Raw genomic sequence first — 17,472 nt, 5'->3', positions numbered from 1 at the left:
TTGTGTGGGAAGAGCTTCGTAGATCAGATCAGTCCTGCGCCTTCGCAAACACCAAATAACAAGGCGGCCTACCCTCGCGGATGGCTTTTGCCTCATAGCGTGTTCGCGTCCAGCCTTCCCATGGCTCGTTCCAATCGGCGGCAGTTTCGGCCTGCCATTGGAATTTTCCGTGACGATTTACGTGCTGCAGCGTCCAGTTGATGTAGGTGTCGATGTCGCTTGCAAATCGGAAATATCCGCCGGGTTTTAGCACCCGGTGAATACGTTCGAGATTGGCTTGTCCGACGAAGCGGCGCTTCCAATGGCGCACTTTCGGCCATGGGTCGGGATAGAGAAGATCGACACGGTCGAGACTGGCTTCAGGCAACCAGTCCAACACCTGCACCGCGTCATCATCATGCAAGCGAACATTAGTCAGATCATCATCGGTGATCTTACCCAACATCTTGGCCATGCCGTTGATGAAAGGCTCGATGCCGATAAAGCCAGTGTCGGGTTCACCTTTGGCCTGACCGGCAAGATGCTCACCGCCGCCGAAGCCGATTTCCATTTTGAAAGCGGTTGGGCCAGCATCATTTTTGTCGGGAAATAGATCAGCAAGGTTGGCAGGTGCCGGTTCGTTCAGATCGAGCGCAAGTTTCGGCAGCATGTCATCCATGAACTGCGCTTTGCGGCCATGGAGCGGTGGGCCTTTGCGGCGACCGTAAAAGCTCTCGGTGGAGCGTGAACGGCGGGGCTCTTCTGTCGTATCTTCCCCGCCGCCCGTCATTACAGTTACTCAGCCATCGCAGCTTTGAGCGCGTCCACGAGGTCGGTTTTCTCCCAGGAGAAATGACCTTCATCGGTGGGTGTGCGGCCAAAGTGGCCATAAGCGGCGGTCTTTGCGTAGATGGGTTTGTTGAGGTCCAACTTCTCGCGGATGTTGCGCGGTGTCAGGGTCATGAGCGAGCGGATCGCTTTTTCGATTTTCGCATCATCCGCTTGTCCGCCGGTATCGACGTAAAGCGACTGCGGCTGGGCCACGCCAATCGCATAGGATAGCTGGATGGTGCACCAGTCAGCGATGCCAGCGGCCACGATGTTCTTGGCGAGATAGCGCGACACGTAAGCAGCCGAGCGGTCGACCTTGGTCGGGTCTTTGCCGGAGAATGCGCCACCACCGTGGGGGGCTGCACCGCCGTATGTGTCGACGATGATCTTACGACCGGTCAGGCCAGCGTCACCATCGGGACCGCCGATGACGAAGGTGCCGGTCGGGTTCACGTGCCAGACGGTGTCGTCGGTGATCCAGCCATCGGGCAGCACGTCGCGGATGGTGGGTTCGACCATGGCGCGGATGTCGGCTGAGGTCTGGTCTTCGCCCTTATGCTGCGTGGACAGCACGATGGAGGACGCGCGAACCGGTTTGCCGTTTTCATAGACGACGGAGACCTGGCTTTTTGCGTCCGGCAGAAGCTGGTCGAGTTCGCCGCTGTGGCGCTTCTTGGCCAGCTCTTCGAGAATTTTGTGGGAGTAATAAAGCGGCGCGGGCATGAGCGCTTCGGTCTCGTTCGACGCATAGCCGAACATGATGCCCTGGTCGCCGGCACCCTCTTCCTTGTGCTCGCCCGTACCATCATCGACGCCCTGCGCGATGTGGGCGGACTGGTCGTGCAGCAACACGGTGATTTCAGCGTGCTCATGGTGGAAGCCGGACTGCTCGTAGCCGATGTCTTTGATCGCGGCGCGGGCTGCGGCGATAATTTCTTCGGTGGTGACTTCACCCTCGCCCTTGGGGCCTCGCATTTCACCTGCGATGACGACGCGGTTGGTGGTCACCAGCGTTTCAGCTGCGCAGCGCACATCCCACGGGTCCATGCCGACTTCGGCAGCGCGGCGGTAGAACAGGTCCACCACTTCGTCGGAAATGCGGTCGGAGACCTTGTCGGGGTGGCCTTCGGAAACGGACTCGGAGGTGAAGGTGTAATTTGAGCGTGCCATAGTGCGGGGCTTTCTTGGATGGTTTTCCTGTTGGCGAGCTCCAGCGTCTTTCGCGCCATCGCTGCCAAAGAGCGTGAACGAACCGGCCGGGATTGACCGATTTCGTGATCACGAGAACTGTGGTTCGGGAAGCGCCGGAACCGGCAATTTCCCCTCATCGACGTCTTCCGCAGGATCGCAATACCAGCGGTACGAAAGACTGCGCTCCCATGTCATCCGCCCCCGATAATATCAAGCCAAGGCTGCAGGCTTGGTGAACGGCGCACGGATTAATTGTAAGGCTGCAACAGGTTCTGCGCCTTAAGAGCGCAAACCGAGCCAAGTCTAACCTTTTATCACGTTATTGGCGGCTGACCGTCTGTGTTTTCGCCTTCCGGCACGCCAACCTCATCAGCCAAAGTGCGCACCATTTCGATGACACGGCGGCGAATGGCAGGGCTGGTTATGCGCACGAAAGCGCGGTTCAACTGAATGCCTTCCGGGCTGGACAGGAAATCCACCACATAGGTCGTGGCAGAAGTTTCGTGCATACCGGTGGCGTTGTTGATCACGTCGGCAGGCGCGTCTTCGAAGAAGAAGGCAACCGGCACGTCCAGCGCAGACGAAATCTGTTGCATGCGGCTGGCACCGATGCGGTTGGTGCCTTTTTCGTATTTCTGAATTTGCTGGAACGTGATGCCCAATGCATCGCCCAGCTTTTCCTGGCTCATGCCCTGCATGGTCCGGCGCAGGCGCACGCGGCTGCCCACATGAATGTCGATCGGGTTCGGAGTTTTCTTTTCAGCCATGCTCATCCTGTTTCACAACTCAAATGCCGTGATGTTTGCCAGCCGCCGCCCTCGACCGCATTCAACCCAACCTTATACAACCTTGGCGGGCTTTGCTTTCGCGAGGCCTACCAAAGCGATTATCCAGAGGCAAACAAAAACGAAAACGGGGAGATTGCCCAAACTGGAAAAAACCGTTGGAGGAGAGGGTGTTGGCAGTGCCGCATCGACCACACCGCGCTGGCCCAAACCAAGCTGGCCACGGCTGCTGCCATAGGCATCGATCATCATCGAGATGCCCGAATTGGCCGCGCGAACGACGGGAATGCCCTCTTCCACCGCGCGCACTCGCGTCTGGTGCAGGTGTTGGTAGGGACCTGCGGTTTGCCCGTACCAGGCGTCATTCGTGACGTTCACGATCCAGCCAGGGCGCTCTTGCGCGGCTGGCAGCGCATTGCCGGGAAAGATGATTTCGTAGCAGATGAGCGCGAGCAGCGTCGGTGCATCGGGCAGATCGATAAAGCTACGTTCTTGCCCCTGCGCGAAGCCACCGGGAAGATTTGTAAGCTGCCGCAGACCGATGGATTCGAGAACGTTCTGGAACGGCAGATACTCGCCAAATGGCACCAGATGCGTCTTGTCTCGCGCGGCAAGAATTTGGCCTGAGCCGTCAATTGCATAAACCGCGTTGAACACGGCGGGACCGCCCGACGGCGATTCAACACTTTCATCCACCCTCATGGCACCGGTGATGAGTGTGGTCGTGTCCGGAAGCGCATTTGCGATTTGTGACAGGCGATCGGCACGCTGGGTCAGGATGAATGGAAAGGCGGATTCCGGCCAGATGATATGGGTGAAGTCAGCCGCAGACGAAGCTTTCGGCCCGCGATTGGCATTGGTGAGGTCGAGATAGCGCGCCATTATCTCGTCTTCGTTGGTGCCGAGCCATTTCTCTTCCTGCGCGATGGCAGGCTGCACGATGCGGATGTTCACGCCCTCTACGGTCGTCGTTTCGCTGGTGCCCAAACGATAGGCGCCGAAACCCACATGAGTTGCGATCAGCGCAACCGTGACGGCAAGCCATGGACCGCGGCGCATGGGTTCCGGCGAGAACAACGCCAACGCACCGCCTATCGCCAAAGCGAGCCACGTCACGCCATATGCACCGAACAGCGACGCGGTTTGCATCAGCATCGGCGTCGGCATGATCGCATAGCCGAACAGGTTCCACGGAAAGCCCGTGAACAACATGCCCCGCGCCATTTCAGCCAGTGTGAGCGTTGCCGCCAACATGGCGATGCGCCGCCAGCCCGGTTCCCACGCCATGCGCGCCAAGGCGCAGCCGAGGCCGGTGAAAATGGCGAGACCCGCAGGCAGCGCAACCACTGCAAAGGGCAGAAAAATCGCGAACTCACCAGCATCCACGAGGAACGCTGCGCCTATCCAATAGAGACCGGCCAAATGGTATCCGAAGCCGAACAGCCAGCCGGTGCGAAAGAACGCCATGGCTTTCGCCATCGTACCCGGCAATGCGCCGTCTTTGCGGGGGGCAGGCAGAGATCCGTCCAACCGCCAGATCAAAATAGGCAGCGTGAGGAACAGAACAGGCGAGATATGCAGCGGGGCTAGCGACAGCGCGGTGGCAGCACCCGCCAGCAGCGTGACCAGCGCACCACGCCAGCCGTGTAGCAAGATGATGGCCCCTGCCAACCGCTCCAGAAAGGCTGTTATTGGTCCGGCTGATGTTGTGTTGGCCACCATCACGCTCCGCGACGAATCGGTTGAAATCCCCTGCCCGTGTGTTTGCGTCGCGCGTGGTGGCGGGTCAATGCAACGGAAGATGCAACGAACGGCGGAACGAATGGTAGTGCCGCCGACAAAGCAAAACCGGGAGCGAGGTTTCCCTCACTCCCGGTTTACTGGAAATACAAGTGGCCAGAGGCCTGAAAGAAGTCGTTACTTACGGCAGCGACGCTCGCGGCCGTTGTAGGAAACGTAAGTGTCGGAGCGCTCGTCATAGCTGCGGTAAGCGGCGTAGCAGCGGCGGACGTGGCGTTCCCAGCGGCTTTCACGGCTGCGGCGGGCACGACGATCATACTGGGCATCTTCGTAGCCACGGCGGTAGGAGCGCTTACGGGACTTGCGAACCTCGCGGCCGATGATGGCGGTGCCCACGACACCGGCGATAATACCGGCGCCGACGAGGCGTTCGCGCTTGCCGGCATATGCGGTGTTGGCCATGGCGGAAATGAGGATCGTCGCTGTAACAACAGCGGCGGAAATGGTGATGTTGGCAGTGCGGCGCAGAGTGAGCATTTTAGCCTCCTAAGGGCGTTCAGGTTGTGCGCCGGATGCGGGAGGTATTCCCCTGCGGCGTGAGATAAACTTACGCCGGGCCGATGAGAATGGATGTGCGGTTTGGCACAGTGTGGAAAAGGATTGCAGCAGACCCACAAAGGCAAAAGGTGAGCGCTGAAATCGCTTGGGCCGGTAATGCGAAATGTGCTCGCAACGATAATGTAGGTGCAGCTTTACAGTTGCACCTACAACGTAACCGGCACTTTCCTGATCAGTAACCAGCGCGGCCTTATCCGAAATAATAATCTTCGTTGAAAACGAGTTCGCCACCGGTGTAGGTGCCGGTGTTGTAGCCATCGAAAAGCTGGAACTGCTGGGCGATATCATCGAAGGTCTCGATGGTGCCCATGGTGTCGCGCACCTCGAAGGAAATAGCGGACAATTGTGTGATGATCGTGTTGTCCGGATCGAAACCGGCGAAAGCAATGCGGTCCCCCTCACCCGGCGCCCCGTTCTGAAAATCGCCGATAATATCCACTGCGCCATTTTCCGGCGTGATCTGAAATATGTCATTGCCACCGAGGCCCAGCATGTAGTCGGTGCCGCCGCGGCCATCGATAATGTTGACCCCATCATTGCCGATCAACTGGTTGTCGGAATTCGAACCGCGCAACACAACAGCATTTCCCTGAAGCAAAGCACTCTCGATCTCGCTGTCTTCAGGGATGATATAGTCGATTTTTGCATAAACGTTGTCATAGCCTTCGCCTGAGGCTTCGACCACGGCATCGTAGGAATTCTCGACCGTATAGACATCGTTGCCGGCTCCGCCTGCCATGACGTCTGCACCGCCTGCCCCGTTGATGTAATTTGCACCGGAATTGCCGAACATCAGATCGCGCTGTTCAGTGCCATTGGAAGCGATATCATCGCTGCCCTGCATCCGCAGCACTTCGACATGATCGCTCATGTCCCAACTGACATATGTATCGACGATGTCGTCGCCTTCATCAGCCTCTTCGAAGACCACATCTCCCTCATCACGAACGACATAGATGTCGTTACCCGTGCCGCCGACCATCAGGTCGTTATTGGCACCACCATCGAGAAGGTCGCCATCGATGCCGCCGATGAGTTCATCTTCCCCGTCTCCGGCAAAGAGCTGGTCCGTTCCCGCGCCACCGATAAGCACATCCATGCCACGTTGCTCTTCAACCGGGAAACCTTCTGCACGAATGATGAATTCATAACTGCCTGCAACGGGGATTTCGGGATCGCCATTGTTGTAGATGCGAATGGTGTATTCGCCAGGAGCCAGCGCAATACTGGTGGGACCGTAGACCTGTGACTGACCAAACGAACCCAGCGCATCGTCGACAACACCGTTGGGTCTTGTGACCTGCATCTTCAGCACTGCACCGAAGCCACCCGTGCCTTGTTGCGCCACAGTGTTGAAGGTGAGTTTGGTGGTCTCTTCATCCACGGTGATTTTGTAGAAATGCGCGCCGGTGCCGTCGCCCTGCCCCAGAACACTGGTAACGGGTTCGCCATTCTGGGTGAAGTTGGGATTGCCGCCGTTAAGCGTCAGCGTCATGCGGTTCGTCAGATCAATGGCAGTGGCAACGCTTTCGTTGACCGGATTGGTGGGAAGCACCAGCGCATCAATGGGTTGGGAACCGAAAGTCGCATCGCCGGAATAGATGATGTCATTTCCGCCAAGGCCTTCAAGACGGTCGTTGCCGCCAAGGCCCATGAGCACATTGACACCATCATCGCCAAGCAAAGTATCGTTATATTCCGTACCGGTTGCGCTTTCAAAGCCGGAAAGCTGATCGCGTAGAATCCCCACCCCACCAAGCGATTCAGCATCGCCGCCGGTGGCCGTTTGTGCGGCCAAATCGATGACAACAGCCCCGTCGGAATCATAGTAGCTAACGGTGTCGAAGCCTTCGCCACCATCAAGCACATCGGCATCTTTGCCACCGACGAGAACATCATCGCCATTGCGTCCGAAGATGATGTCCTTGCCGTCGCGACCTTCAAGCTTGTTAGCGACAAGGCTACCCGAAATCTCGTCAACACCAAGGGTACCGATGACGTTTTCTATACCCGTCAAAGTGATGTCGAAAACATCACCCAACGGCCCTGCAATGATTTCCTGCAGCAAAGCCTGCCCTGGTGCTCCAAGACCGAGATCGATGAACGAGTTGCCGGTAAAGCCGCGCAATCCGTAAAAGCTAGAGTCCACATCATCATTGCTGAAGGTGAGTGTGTCAGTGTCGGCTCCACCATCAAATGTCATGCGGGTTACGCCGCCAAGACCCGTTTTGGGCACGACAAATATATCATCACCAGCACCGCCGTTGACTGTTGCACCATCGATGACGAGAGTTTCGATGACACCGGCACCGTCTTTCAGTGTCTCAGCCGCAAAGATACCACCTCGCATCGGCATCAACACGTCGTCTCCATCACCGCCGTCTAGAAAATAGCCGTTCTGCAAAATATCGTCGCCAGCGCCACCAACGAGGCGGCTACCACCGCGCCCTTCGATCAGATCAAGCTGCGCAGCAGTTTCAAATCCAGACGGACCTTCGAACCACATGCGCCCTGTCAACAGATCGTCGTTTATGGTTCCGGTAACGTGGTTGATACCGGTCAGGGTGTGCGGGGTCAGAGGCGATATCTGGCCCGGTACATAAGTGCTTGCGACACCGGTTCGGAAAATATCTAAAGTGAAAATATTGTTGCCCGGACCAACATTGTTGAGGTCAACAGCCACGCCGTAAGTTGCGAAGGAACCATCGGGAGCAAAGCGGTAATCAATCCTGTCGTTTAGGCCGCCTGCACCGCTTATGGTGAGAAAGTTGTCGAAATCGATGCTGACCTGAAAAATATTCTCGCCGCCATAGATCAAGCCGTCCCACGATGTCGCGTTGCCGTAATGATCGGAAACCGTGATAGCGTTGGCGCGAGCGAAATGGTCGAGACCGCCAGCGGCTACGAAGGACCCAGTCGCGGGAAACGCAGTGCTGAAAGTTTTGGCATCAAGCTCCAAACCCGTGATCGACTCGTACAGTTCTGTTCCGTCCGCCGAACGCAGCTCGATGCCCGATATAACGCCGTCTATAAAACCATCTGAAATGCCGCTCGTGAGAAGGTCATTGTTATCGGACAGAATGTGGACCGTGACGTTCTCGTAATTGAGAATGGTCCGGTCGAACTGCCCGTCTTCTACATCCCAAACAAGATTATCGAGCCAGCGGGTCTTGTTGAGAACGTTGCTGAGTATCGCAAAGTGATTGAAATCGGCCATCAGAATTCCCCTTGCGCGCCGCGAAATATGCGCCGCGGGAATAAAGATAAATGAGGGCTATAGAAAACACCATATACCAGATGGTGTATGGCGCGAGATGGTGTGCGAAATCACACTCTTAGAGAAAGTTGCCGTGGCGCAGTGAGTTCGCGGAAGGGCAGAAGCAAACACCAGCATCGTTGCCAACCATAGCCTGCTAGCCCGCCCGTTTCACATATTGACACAGGATTACGATGCGCTGGCCGTCGACGCGGCCTTCTATTTGGTCGGCATTGTCGGCAACCAGCGAAATACCCCGCACCGATGTGCCGCGTTTGGCGGTGAAGCCTGCGCCTTTGACTGGCAAATCCTTGATGAGGGTGACAGTGTCGCCAGCTTCCAGCACCGCGCCGTTGCTGTCTCGGTGGATGATTTGCTCATTATCGGCAACGGAAATACCGGCTTGCGCTCGCGCCAGAACGTCGGGTTCCAGATGGGCCAGTTCCAGCGTTTCGCTGGCCCAGGGTGCATCGATATCCGACAGCAAACGCCAAGCGAGAATCTGAACGGCAGGCTCCGTGCTCCAGATCGCGCCCGTGAGGCATTGCCAGTGCGGGTCGTCGCTCGCGCCATCTTCCAAACCGGCGCGGCAGGTGTCGCAGACGGCAACCGTGTCCGGCTCGACCTTAAATGGCGAAGCGTCCGGCGCGTCGCAAAGCGCGCAGGTTGTCATGGTTAGTCACCCATCTTCAGCGCTTCGATAAAGGCTGTTTGGGGTATTTCCACCTTGCCGAACTGGCGCATCTTTTTCTTACCGGCCTTCTGCTTGTCGAGCAGCTTGCGCTTGCGGCTGGCGTCGCCACCGTAGCATTTCGCGGTCACGTCCTTGCGCATGGCGCTGATCGTTTCGCGCGCGATGACGTTGCCGCCGATGGCCGCCTGGATCGGAATTTTGAACAGGTGCTTCGGGATAAGATCCTTCAGCTTTTCGCACATCACGCGGCCACGGGTGGCAGCGACCGAGCGGTGAACCAGCATGGACAGCGCGTCCACCGGTTCGCCATTCACCAGCACGGACAGTTTCACGAGATCGCCCTCGCGGTACTCCTTCATCTGGTAGTCGAACGACGCATAGCCGCGCGAGATGCTTTTCAGCCTGTCGTAGAAATCGAACACCACTTCGTTGAGCGGCAATTCATATTCGATCATGGCGCGGGGGCCGGCATAGGTGAGGTTGGTCTGGATACCACGGCGGTCCTGACACAGTTTCAAAATCGCACCGAGGTATTCATCCGGCGTCAAAATCGTCGCCTTGATCCACGGTTCGTGGATTTCCATGATCTGCATCACGTCGGGCATGTCGGCAGGGTTGTGCAGGTTCAGCACCGTCTCGTCGCGCATATGCATGTCGTAAACGACGCTCGGCGCGGTGGCGATGAGATCGAGATTGAACTCACGCTCAAGGCGTTCCTGAACGATTTCCAGATGCAACAGGCCCAGGAAACCGCAACGGAAACCGAAGCCCAATGCGGCAGACGATTCCATCTCGTAGGAGAAGCTCGCATCGTTCAACCGCAGCTTGCCGACCGCTGAACGCAGGTCTTCGAAGTCTGCCGCATCCACCGGAAACAGGCCGCAGAACACAACAGGCTGCGCTGGCTTGAAGCCCGGTAGCGCGTTGCCTGTCTGGCGTTTGTCTTCGGTGATCGTGTCACCCACGCGGGTGTCTGCGACTTCCTTGATCGAAGCTGTGATAAAGCCGATTTCACCGGGGCCGAGATGGTCGATCTCGGTCAGCTTGGGCGAAATAACGCCGACGCGGTCGACCGGATGTTTGGCATCCGTGCCCATCATGCGGATGGTCTGGCCCTTGCGAAGTTCGCCGTCGATGACGCGCACCAGCACGATGACGCCGAGATAGGCGTCGTACCACGAGTCCACCAGCAGCGCTTTCAACGGCGCGTTCCGGTCGCCGATAGACGGCGCAGGCAAGCGGGTGACGATGGCTTCCAGCACGTCTTCCATGCCCTGCCCGGTCTTGGCGGAAATCTCCACCGCGTCGGTGGCGTCGATGCCGATCACCTCTTCGATCTGCTCCTTCACGCGCTCCGGTTCGGCGGCGGGCAGGTCGATCTTGTTCAGCACCGTGACGATCTCGTGGTCGTTATCGATGGCCTGATAAACGTTGGCGAGCGTCTGCGCTTCCACGCCCTGCGAGGCGTCCACCACCAGCAGCGAACCTTCACACGCAGAAAGCGACCGCGACACTTCATAGGCGAAGTCCACGTGGCCGGGTGTATCGATAAGATTGAGAACGTATTCCTCGCCGTCCTTGGCCGTGTAGTGCAACCGCACCGTCTGCGCCTTGATGGTGATGCCGCGCTCGCGCTCGATATCCATGTTGTCGAGCACTTGCTCCGACATCTCACGATTGGTGAGACCTCCGCACATCTGGATCAGCCGGTCGGCGACGGTGGATTTGCCATGGTCGATATGCGCGACGATGGAGAAATTGCGGATTTTGGAAAGCTCGGTCATGTGGTGGATTTAGCACCAATGACGCCTGTAGCAAGCGGGAACTTGTCGCGGGGAAATCCGCTGTTCGTTTGCGCTCACGCTGTCGCCCTACGGGCTTCGCTGCGCGAGCGCGGACGACGTCCGGTCGCTGTTCGCTCCGGTGGGCAAAACTGACATCAACGCAGATTGAATTCCAAAAATGACATGCAGATTAAACTTGAATAAGTAAATTTGGGCGTTCAAAGTTGATTACTATTTAGAATAAGATCGAATTTTAGAACCGTGGGAAAATTACCTTTAACTGACGATCCGTATGTATGCTGTTGTAAGTGTTTCGCTGACCCTGGCATGAGATATTCGGCTAATCAGGCCGGCACGACTGATCCATCGAAGTGCCTGCGTTGTGGCACCATTGGTTCAAGAAAACTTACACGCGGAATTCTGGTTGAAGTAGCGCTAGGATTTTTTGTTAAAGGTTCATTTGAGAGGTTTGATTTTGGCGCTGCTCCGATGCTTGAAATCAACGAAACAAATAGCGGTGATGAATTTAGTGGCGCTATAGGTCATGACGCAGAAATACTTCGCCAAATCACTGATTTACGAGTGTTTCACTACGGACCAAATCTTTGGATGCTCGGCCATATCGAACCACTTGAGGATTTGCAGGACCAATCACGCCGTCGGATAATTATCGCGCGCATACTTGAAGAGTACCCAACGAAAATTCTCCGCGAGGGTTCGGAACTGTATCGTCTGCGAGTCAATCCAGATAAGCCGAATGACGAGAAGCAATACGATTCACCTCCTGCCAATAAACAAGGACACGGACGGTTTTGTAGGGTTGGAAAACCGATAATGTATGCCTCTCAAGATTTGGAAACCTGCATCCATGAAGTTCGGGCAGCAGTGGATGATCGACTTTACGTAGCGACCTTGCGTTGCGAGACTGATTTGAGACTTCTCGACTTAACAGCTATTCCCACAGAACAGGTTACTGACTTTGAGAGTTTAGATCTTGCCGTCCTGTTTACATTTCTAGCAGGAGAGCATGCATATAAGATAACGCGCGCAATCGCAGATGCCGTGGAAGAAGCTGGTTTTGACGGAGTTGTCTATCCTTCCTACTTCAGTCGGCTCCGCTCTGGCGCAGAAACGGTAGGGACAGTGTTTGGGATGTCGGCTCGGCGACACACGCTCTGGCAAGAACAAGAAAATCGCAAAGTTGTGCGAAATCTCGCACTCTTCGGAAGACCGTTGAAACGAAGGAAGCTCTCCGCTCTCGGAATTAACAGCGTAATGCTCGAAAGGGTCGAATATCACATCAATTTGGGACCCGTTGGCTTTTAATCTTTTGCAACTCAAGGTAAGTCGTCGCCGGTCAGCCCGTTAGCTGCGAAATCTATCCTCGCACTCCTCCCCTCCCCCATACTCACCATTCTCTCGCGCATGAGCCGGTCGTCCGGACCGACCTGATGACTGTGCGGGGGCGATCTTTCCGTAGCAGGCCGAGTAACGTTCGGTACCGGGCGGAGCGTCGGATGCCACACGCCAAACGCCAACACTCGGGCGGTTTACAGGGTAGTGTCGCGGCACCGGTAACGGTGTGTCCTGTCGATGCAGGACTTGCGTTTCAAACTGGAACGTATCGCGGATGGGGGCCGACTTGCAGGCTGAGAGATGTCTGTGCAGCAGGATCGAGCGGGGCGGAGGTGTTCGTCACCCTCGCCGTAAACTACCGGCATGAGATGAAGACCTTCGTCCCGCTGGCTCATCTTTGCGCTCACGCTGTCGGCCACAAGTGGCCTTCGCTGCGCGGGCGCGGCGCAACTAGCGCCGGGCGGCTCTTCGCCGCCTGCCTATCGCTCGGACGTTGTGAGGCGGATCGATATTTCTGCACGTCCTAACCCCACCCAACCACTGTCATCCCCGCCCACGGGTCAAGCCCGATGACAGGCTCCGGCGGGGAACCACTTCGCAACGAAACGAGAGCAAGAGAATAAACGCCGATGCTTCCCTGTATTCGCTACCTCACGTCAATCCACCGCCACGTCTCTCGGATGAGTGGATCCCCGCCGGAGCCTGTCATCGGGCTTGACCCGTGGGCGGGGATGACAATGGTGTGGGGGGCTGTTGCGGCGAAGGCCTTCGTGGGTATGACAGCGGTGTGTGGAGCTAGTGATGGCGAAAGCACGTCCCAGAAATTACAGTGATGTGGCTCTTAGCTCGTCCCCTTCCCGAACTGCGCATCGCCCCACGTCAAATCTCTATAATCAAACCCCGCCTCAATCGTCGGCTTCACCACCTCGAAATATGGCGATAGGTCGAAGTCTCGCGGTGCGAAAAGGCTGTGGTGGCGAATGTGGAGGATTTCGCCGATGGCGTAGGCTTCGCAGTCATCATCCAGACAATCTTCCAGCCGCTGAATGGACGGCAGGATGGGGTATCGGACGGACTGGAAGGCTTGCGCGATCAGGGTGGAGCAGATGGAGCGGGTTGCTTCGCCGGAGCCCAGCGCGATCAACTTGCGCCGCCAGCGGATAGGCACCGGCGGGGTGGGCATCAGGTAGCGGGCGAGATCGAGAATGTTGCGGGTGTCGTAGGCAGTGCCCAGCCCGTTGACCATGAACGCCACCACGGCGTCATGATCTGCCATGGTGAGCGCGTGGGGGCGGCAGATGCGGGTGTTGAAGCTGGCGTATTTCTCCAACGGTACGGCCACGCAACCCTCCCCCAGATTGACCTCGATCAGGCGGGGCTTGGCATCGCCACCATCGGTCCAGCGGTCGGGCTGGATGGCGGAATGTTCGACACCCTCCAGCGCATCGCCAACGAAAAGCGCCGAATGCGACCACGTGGACTGGGTGAGATATTTGATGGCGCCAGAAACCTTCTGGTTGCCTTCCACCAACAAGACATCCCCGGGGCGCAGAGCTGCGAGTAAACTGTCGGGATCGGACGGGGTGTAGGGTTCGTACCCCGACGACTGTGTGGTCAGGCGCGCCGCGATGAATTCGGCAACGCGATCCAGCAGGGTCGGGGTTGTGGGGGATGACATAATGGCAATCGGCTCGGCGGAGTTTCCTAGACGCCTTATGCCATATCTCTCAAACGAACACAGACACGCGCTTTCACGATGTACGGAAGTTGAACATTTACAGATGGCACATACGAAAAACTGAGAGAGAGGTGCGGACAGTCCCTGCGCCCCGGAATTCGGTGGGACCGTCCGCGATCGGTTTTCTCAACCAAAAAGTCGGGCCGCGCACCTGCCTCCGCTATAGGGATGGACAGAAACTGATACGCGGCCCGGCATGCTTAGTCTCGACCAGCCACTTGCAAACCGGGAGGACAATGCATGCACCACGCAGACCACAGCAGAGGCTTTGAAACCTCAGCGCCCCGCGGTCCGGCGTGACATGAGCCGATATGAGCGAATGGGGAGGCTGGAGATAGGTTTCTTACAGTTACGTAAAGGGAAGAAATTTCTTCCCGGGTGTAAATTTTTGGCTTCTCAAGTTGGTTAGGATAGTTATTCAAAGCGCTTTGATTTTTTATTTAATTTATAAATCAATAGCTTATATTCAATCGCAACAGCCCAATTGAACAAAACAGGAGTACGAGCCTGAGAAAATTAGGGCCATCATTCCTCTTGGAATTTACGCATATTTGACATCACAACCATTCGCCAAGAATGCAGAGCCAACCGGTTAATTGCGCGTAGCACCTACGGTCGGCGGGCCAGCAACTGACAAACCTTCGCGAATGCTGGCTGCGATGCGCGCTGCCACACTCTCTTCGAACCCACGTCTTTTCAGACTGACTTTGAGGTTAGCGTGGAATGTAGGATGATCCCGTCGCAACTGCGCTTGTGCTTCGGCAGCACGTTCGGGGTCTTTGACGATGCCAGCATCCATCAACACCACGGCGGCAACCATGGGCGAGCGGGCTGGATTGAGGAAGCGGGCAACATTATGAGCCTGGGTCTCGCGACCGGTCATCCATGCCGAAAGATAGCGATAGACTTCAACCCAGGCAGGACGCGCGGCAAACAAGTCTTCAGCCTCTTGCAGAAGCTGATAGCCCTCGTCCGCTTCTCCCTGCGAGATCAGCCAAGCTGCATAGTCGGCGATAATGTCAGTGTCGTAGGGGTTCAGAGAGAGAGCTTTTTGGCCGGCTTCGCGAGCAGATTTGATGTCGCCTACCACCTTGTGAACCGCCAGACGGGCCTGATAGGCGCGGGCGCTTTCCGGCCCCAGTTCAACGGCTTTGCGGCTGGTACGATCTGCTGCCATCAGCGGATCACGTTCAAGAGCATTTCGACCTTCGCGGTATTCATCGAGATACAGAAATGTCAACGCGGCGTAGATGCCGGGCAAACGCGTTCCGGCAGCAACCATTGCTTCTGCGCAGTCTCTCGCTTCTTTATGGTTCGCGTCGGACTGGTTGTTAAAGTAGCGGTGAGACTTAAGCACGCATTCCATGCCACCGCGTTCCGGCACGGTCTGCAACATGTCCGATGGGACGACAGAATAGGGTGAAAGAAGCGGTGCGATGCGGCGACCGGCAAGGTCCGCCATATCGCGGATGGGCGGATCAGTCGGCTTGTTGAAGACCTCCAGCCTTGACCAGACGATTGCACCGGCACTCCCGCGCGACAGCTGGGCATACCCCCGCACTTCATCGCCCGCCGAGTATAGTGTGACCTGAAGATGGAAATCAGCATCGCGCGGATCATCTTCAATCGGACGCTTGACCAATTCGCCACCGACGAACTCGAAATCATCGAACCGCACGGCTGACAGGATGATGGCGTCCTTCGCCTCCCGCGGCTTGAACCATTCAGGATAGCTGGCAGACGGTGTGATGAGCGTCGTTTTTATTCGGGGTCGGGCAAAGCGGTCGCCCTCATTTGGCAGGTTCTGACCAGTGGAGGACGACGGAGGAACTTCTGCCAATTTGGGCTCTGCGGGCAGATAAGTCATCCATGCCATCAAGCTAATTAAGGCAATCACCGCCCCCATGATGGGCAGAAGCACCCACGGCACGATGGGGGTAACCGGTACTGGCGCAGACCCTGTTTCTTGGACGTCTGCCGGGATGAAGGTTCCATCGGCTACAGCGAGCAGAGGATCATCAGCACGAATCGATGTGGCGGAGGCACTAGCAATCGTAGAGCCTGCATCACCGGATAAGTCGCGATCGATAAATTCGAAGGTGGGAATGTAAGAACCGGGTTGAAGTTGAATAACGGCACTAACAGGAACCTTATCCTGCGCGATTTCATCGCCTTCATCCGGCAGCGTATTCTGCGCGTTGTGCAAAGCGAGTGCCTGGCGCAAACGGCCGGCAGCTACACGAACGGCTGCGCTGTTTTGCGGATCGAAGCTCTCATCACGCCCTAGCGCATCGACGGCGATTGAATAGGCTTTGATGTCTTCGCTTTCACCACTCAGCACTTTGCTCACGACATATTTGAGAAAGTCGCTGAGCTGGCGTGAGCCAGCCAAATGAGGAGATGTAACGGCCACATCCAGCGCGGCCAAAACGGCCTCGCGCTGTTCGGCAGTCAGGATACGTTCTCCATCTGCAAGCTGCTCTGCACCTTCAGATGTGACCAATATTTCCGACTTAGTATCAGTTTCGTCACCGGGGGGACGTGCCATGGCTCATCAAACCCCCGGCTCACAGCAGGGGCTCCCGACCCGCTGATCTGCTAAAACTGTGTAAACCAACGTGCGGGGTTTTCTTTTTTTATCAACTGCCTGACCCTGCCAAAGGAACAGGTGCGTCACTTTGGACCCGGAATAGATCGCCTGTTATTACCGCGTGGAGCTGTTCCATGGTGCGCGCCAATAGTGCCAGATCGACCTCTCGCGACAGGCGGTGGTCGCCATCTTTGACCAGCGTCATCGTCACGTCATCATCGGCCAGATGCTCCACAAGACGCAGCGCATGGGTGTGGGGCACATCGGGGTCTGCCATGCCTTGCAGGATGCGAATGGAGCACCCGATTTTGAGGCCCGGAACCAACGTGAGGTTATTGCGACCGTCTTCGATCAACGCGCGGGTGATGACATTGGGCTCATCACTATACTCGGTCGGCTCCTCGAAAAATCCGTCACGGACAAGAGCTTCACGCTGCGCGTCTGAAAATGCAGGCTCCATCAGTTCCGTTGTGAAATCTGGAGCCGGTGCGATGAGCAACAAAGCAGCAACGCGATGGGTTTCGCCGATTTCCTGCAAGCGCTGCATGAGCCGCAACGCGATCCAGCCGCCCATGGAGGAGCCGACGAGAATTTGTGGTCCATCGGTTTTTGCGCGAAGTACCGCCAGCGACTCATCCACCCAACGCGAAATCGTGCCATCGGTAAATTTACCGCCGGACGTGCCGTGGCCGGAATAATCGAAGCGCAGGCTCGGCGCGCCGATTTCCATGGCAGTTTGCACCATTACATCGGCCTTGGTGCCCGCCATGTCCGACTTAAAACCGCCAAGCCAAACGAAGCCGGGCGAAGTTGGGTTGTCGTTGGTGTGTGATTGTCGTTTTATGGCAAGCTCAACCGTCTCGCCGGACGCCCATTCATGGGTCAGCCGCTCATCCGTCTCCGACATTCA

12 protein-coding genes are annotated in these 17,472 nt (G+C 56.9%); 1 reads left to right on the top strand and 11 read right to left on the bottom strand.

Annotated features, from left to right (window positions below; genetic code table 11):
- Positions 1-28: 28 nt before the first annotated feature.
- The 8 genes from trmB to lepA all read right to left on the bottom strand — a co-directional run bounded on the left by trmB (position 29) and on the right by lepA (position 10,878).
- The gene (gene trmB / locus R2A130_RS09065; protein ID WP_009464768.1) at positions 29-769 is read right to left on the bottom strand and encodes a tRNA (guanosine(46)-N7)-methyltransferase TrmB; all 741 of its coding nucleotides are present in this window, start codon (positions 767-769) and stop codon (positions 29-31) included.
- 5 nt (positions 770-774) lie between these two features.
- A complete protein-coding gene (gene metK, locus R2A130_RS09060) occupies positions 775-1,980 on the bottom strand; it encodes a methionine adenosyltransferase (RefSeq protein WP_009464767.1) in 1,206 nt (401 codons plus the stop codon).
- Between the two features lie 335 nt (positions 1,981-2,315).
- The gene (locus tag R2A130_RS09055) at positions 2,316-2,774 is read right to left on the bottom strand and encodes a helix-turn-helix domain-containing protein (protein WP_371179392.1); all 459 of its coding nucleotides are present in this window, start codon (positions 2,772-2,774) and stop codon (positions 2,316-2,318) included.
- A gap of 66 nt (positions 2,775-2,840) precedes the next feature.
- A complete protein-coding gene (gene lnt, locus R2A130_RS09050; RefSeq protein ID WP_050786103.1) occupies positions 2,841-4,508 on the bottom strand; it encodes an apolipoprotein N-acyltransferase in 1,668 nt (555 codons plus the stop codon).
- A gap of 195 nt (positions 4,509-4,703) precedes the next feature.
- Entirely contained in the window at positions 4,704-5,063 is a 360-nt protein-coding gene (locus R2A130_RS17560) for a BA14K family protein (protein ID WP_009464764.1), read from the bottom strand.
- 271 nt (positions 5,064-5,334) lie between these two features.
- A complete protein-coding gene (locus R2A130_RS09040; RefSeq protein WP_009464762.1) occupies positions 5,335-8,361 on the bottom strand; it encodes a calcium-binding protein in 3,027 nt (1,008 codons plus the stop codon).
- A gap of 196 nt (positions 8,362-8,557) precedes the next feature.
- Entirely contained in the window at positions 8,558-9,073 is a 516-nt protein-coding gene (locus tag R2A130_RS19140; protein WP_009464761.1) for an alkylphosphonate utilization protein, read from the bottom strand.
- A gap of 2 nt (positions 9,074-9,075) precedes the next feature.
- On the bottom strand, positions 9,076-10,878 hold the full coding sequence (lepA, locus tag R2A130_RS09030) for a translation elongation factor 4 (protein ID WP_009464760.1): 1,803 nt from the start codon (positions 10,876-10,878) through the stop codon (positions 9,076-9,078).
- A 327-nt stretch (positions 10,879-11,205) separates the two neighbouring features.
- On the opposite strand from lepA, the gene R2A130_RS09025 reads away from it, so the two are divergent.
- Positions 11,206-12,204 (top strand): RES family NAD+ phosphorylase, encoded by a 999-nt coding sequence (locus tag R2A130_RS09025; protein WP_083804248.1) that lies wholly within the window; start codon positions 11,206-11,208, stop codon positions 12,202-12,204.
- Between the two features lie 871 nt (positions 12,205-13,075).
- Here R2A130_RS09025 and R2A130_RS09020 read toward each other — a convergent pair.
- The 3 genes from R2A130_RS09020 to R2A130_RS09010 all read right to left on the bottom strand — a co-directional run bounded on the left by R2A130_RS09020 (position 13,076) and on the right by R2A130_RS09010 (position 17,469).
- Entirely contained in the window at positions 13,076-13,912 is an 837-nt protein-coding gene (locus R2A130_RS09020; protein WP_009464757.1) for a hypothetical protein, read from the bottom strand.
- A gap of 652 nt (positions 13,913-14,564) precedes the next feature.
- A complete protein-coding gene (locus R2A130_RS09015) occupies positions 14,565-16,520 on the bottom strand; it encodes a M48 family metallopeptidase (protein WP_009464756.1) in 1,956 nt (651 codons plus the stop codon).
- A gap of 91 nt (positions 16,521-16,611) precedes the next feature.
- Positions 16,612-17,469, bottom strand: coding sequence for a carboxylesterase (locus tag R2A130_RS09010; protein ID WP_009464755.1), 858 nt, complete (start codon positions 17,467-17,469; stop codon positions 16,612-16,614).
- Between the last annotated feature and the right edge of the window lie 3 nt (positions 17,470-17,472).

It is taken from the genome of Ahrensia sp. R2A130, assembly GCF_000179775.1.
Lineage (GTDB): Bacteria > Pseudomonadota > Alphaproteobacteria > Rhizobiales > Rhizobiaceae > Pseudahrensia.
This window is presented reverse-complemented; position numbering and strand designations above follow the sequence as displayed.

What these genes read in the sequence shown, in the direction of transcription:
- R2A130_RS09015 (WP_009464756.1), bottom strand. Translation starts at nt 16,520, where the DNA reads ATGGCACGTCCCCCCGGTGACGAAACTGATACTAAGTCGGAAATATTG.
- R2A130_RS09040 (WP_009464762.1), bottom strand. Translation starts at nt 8,361, where the DNA reads ATGGCCGATTTCAATCACTTTGCGATACTCAGCAACGTTCTCAACAAG.
- lepA (WP_009464760.1), bottom strand. Translation starts at nt 10,878, where the DNA reads ATGACCGAGCTTTCCAAAATCCGCAATTTCTCCATCGTCGCGCATATC.
- R2A130_RS09010 (WP_009464755.1), bottom strand. Translation starts at nt 17,469, where the DNA reads ATGTCGGAGACGGATGAGCGGCTGACCCATGAATGGGCGTCCGGCGAG.
- R2A130_RS09025 (WP_083804248.1), top strand. Translation starts at nt 11,206, where the DNA reads ATGAGATATTCGGCTAATCAGGCCGGCACGACTGATCCATCGAAGTGC.
- R2A130_RS09055 (WP_371179392.1), bottom strand. Translation starts at nt 2,774, where the DNA reads ATGAGCATGGCTGAAAAGAAAACTCCGAACCCGATCGACATTCATGTG.
- metK (WP_009464767.1), bottom strand. Translation starts at nt 1,980, where the DNA reads ATGGCACGCTCAAATTACACCTTCACCTCCGAGTCCGTTTCCGAAGGC.
- trmB (WP_009464768.1), bottom strand. Translation starts at nt 769, where the DNA reads ATGACGGGCGGCGGGGAAGATACGACAGAAGAGCCCCGCCGTTCACGC.
- R2A130_RS19140 (WP_009464761.1), bottom strand. Translation starts at nt 9,073, where the DNA reads ATGACAACCTGCGCGCTTTGCGACGCGCCGGACGCTTCGCCATTTAAG.
- lnt (WP_050786103.1), bottom strand. Translation starts at nt 4,508, where the DNA reads ATGGTGGCCAACACAACATCAGCCGGACCAATAACAGCCTTTCTGGAG.
- R2A130_RS17560 (WP_009464764.1), bottom strand. Translation starts at nt 5,063, where the DNA reads ATGCTCACTCTGCGCCGCACTGCCAACATCACCATTTCCGCCGCTGTT.
- R2A130_RS09020 (WP_009464757.1), bottom strand. Translation starts at nt 13,912, where the DNA reads ATGTCATCCCCCACAACCCCGACCCTGCTGGATCGCGTTGCCGAATTC.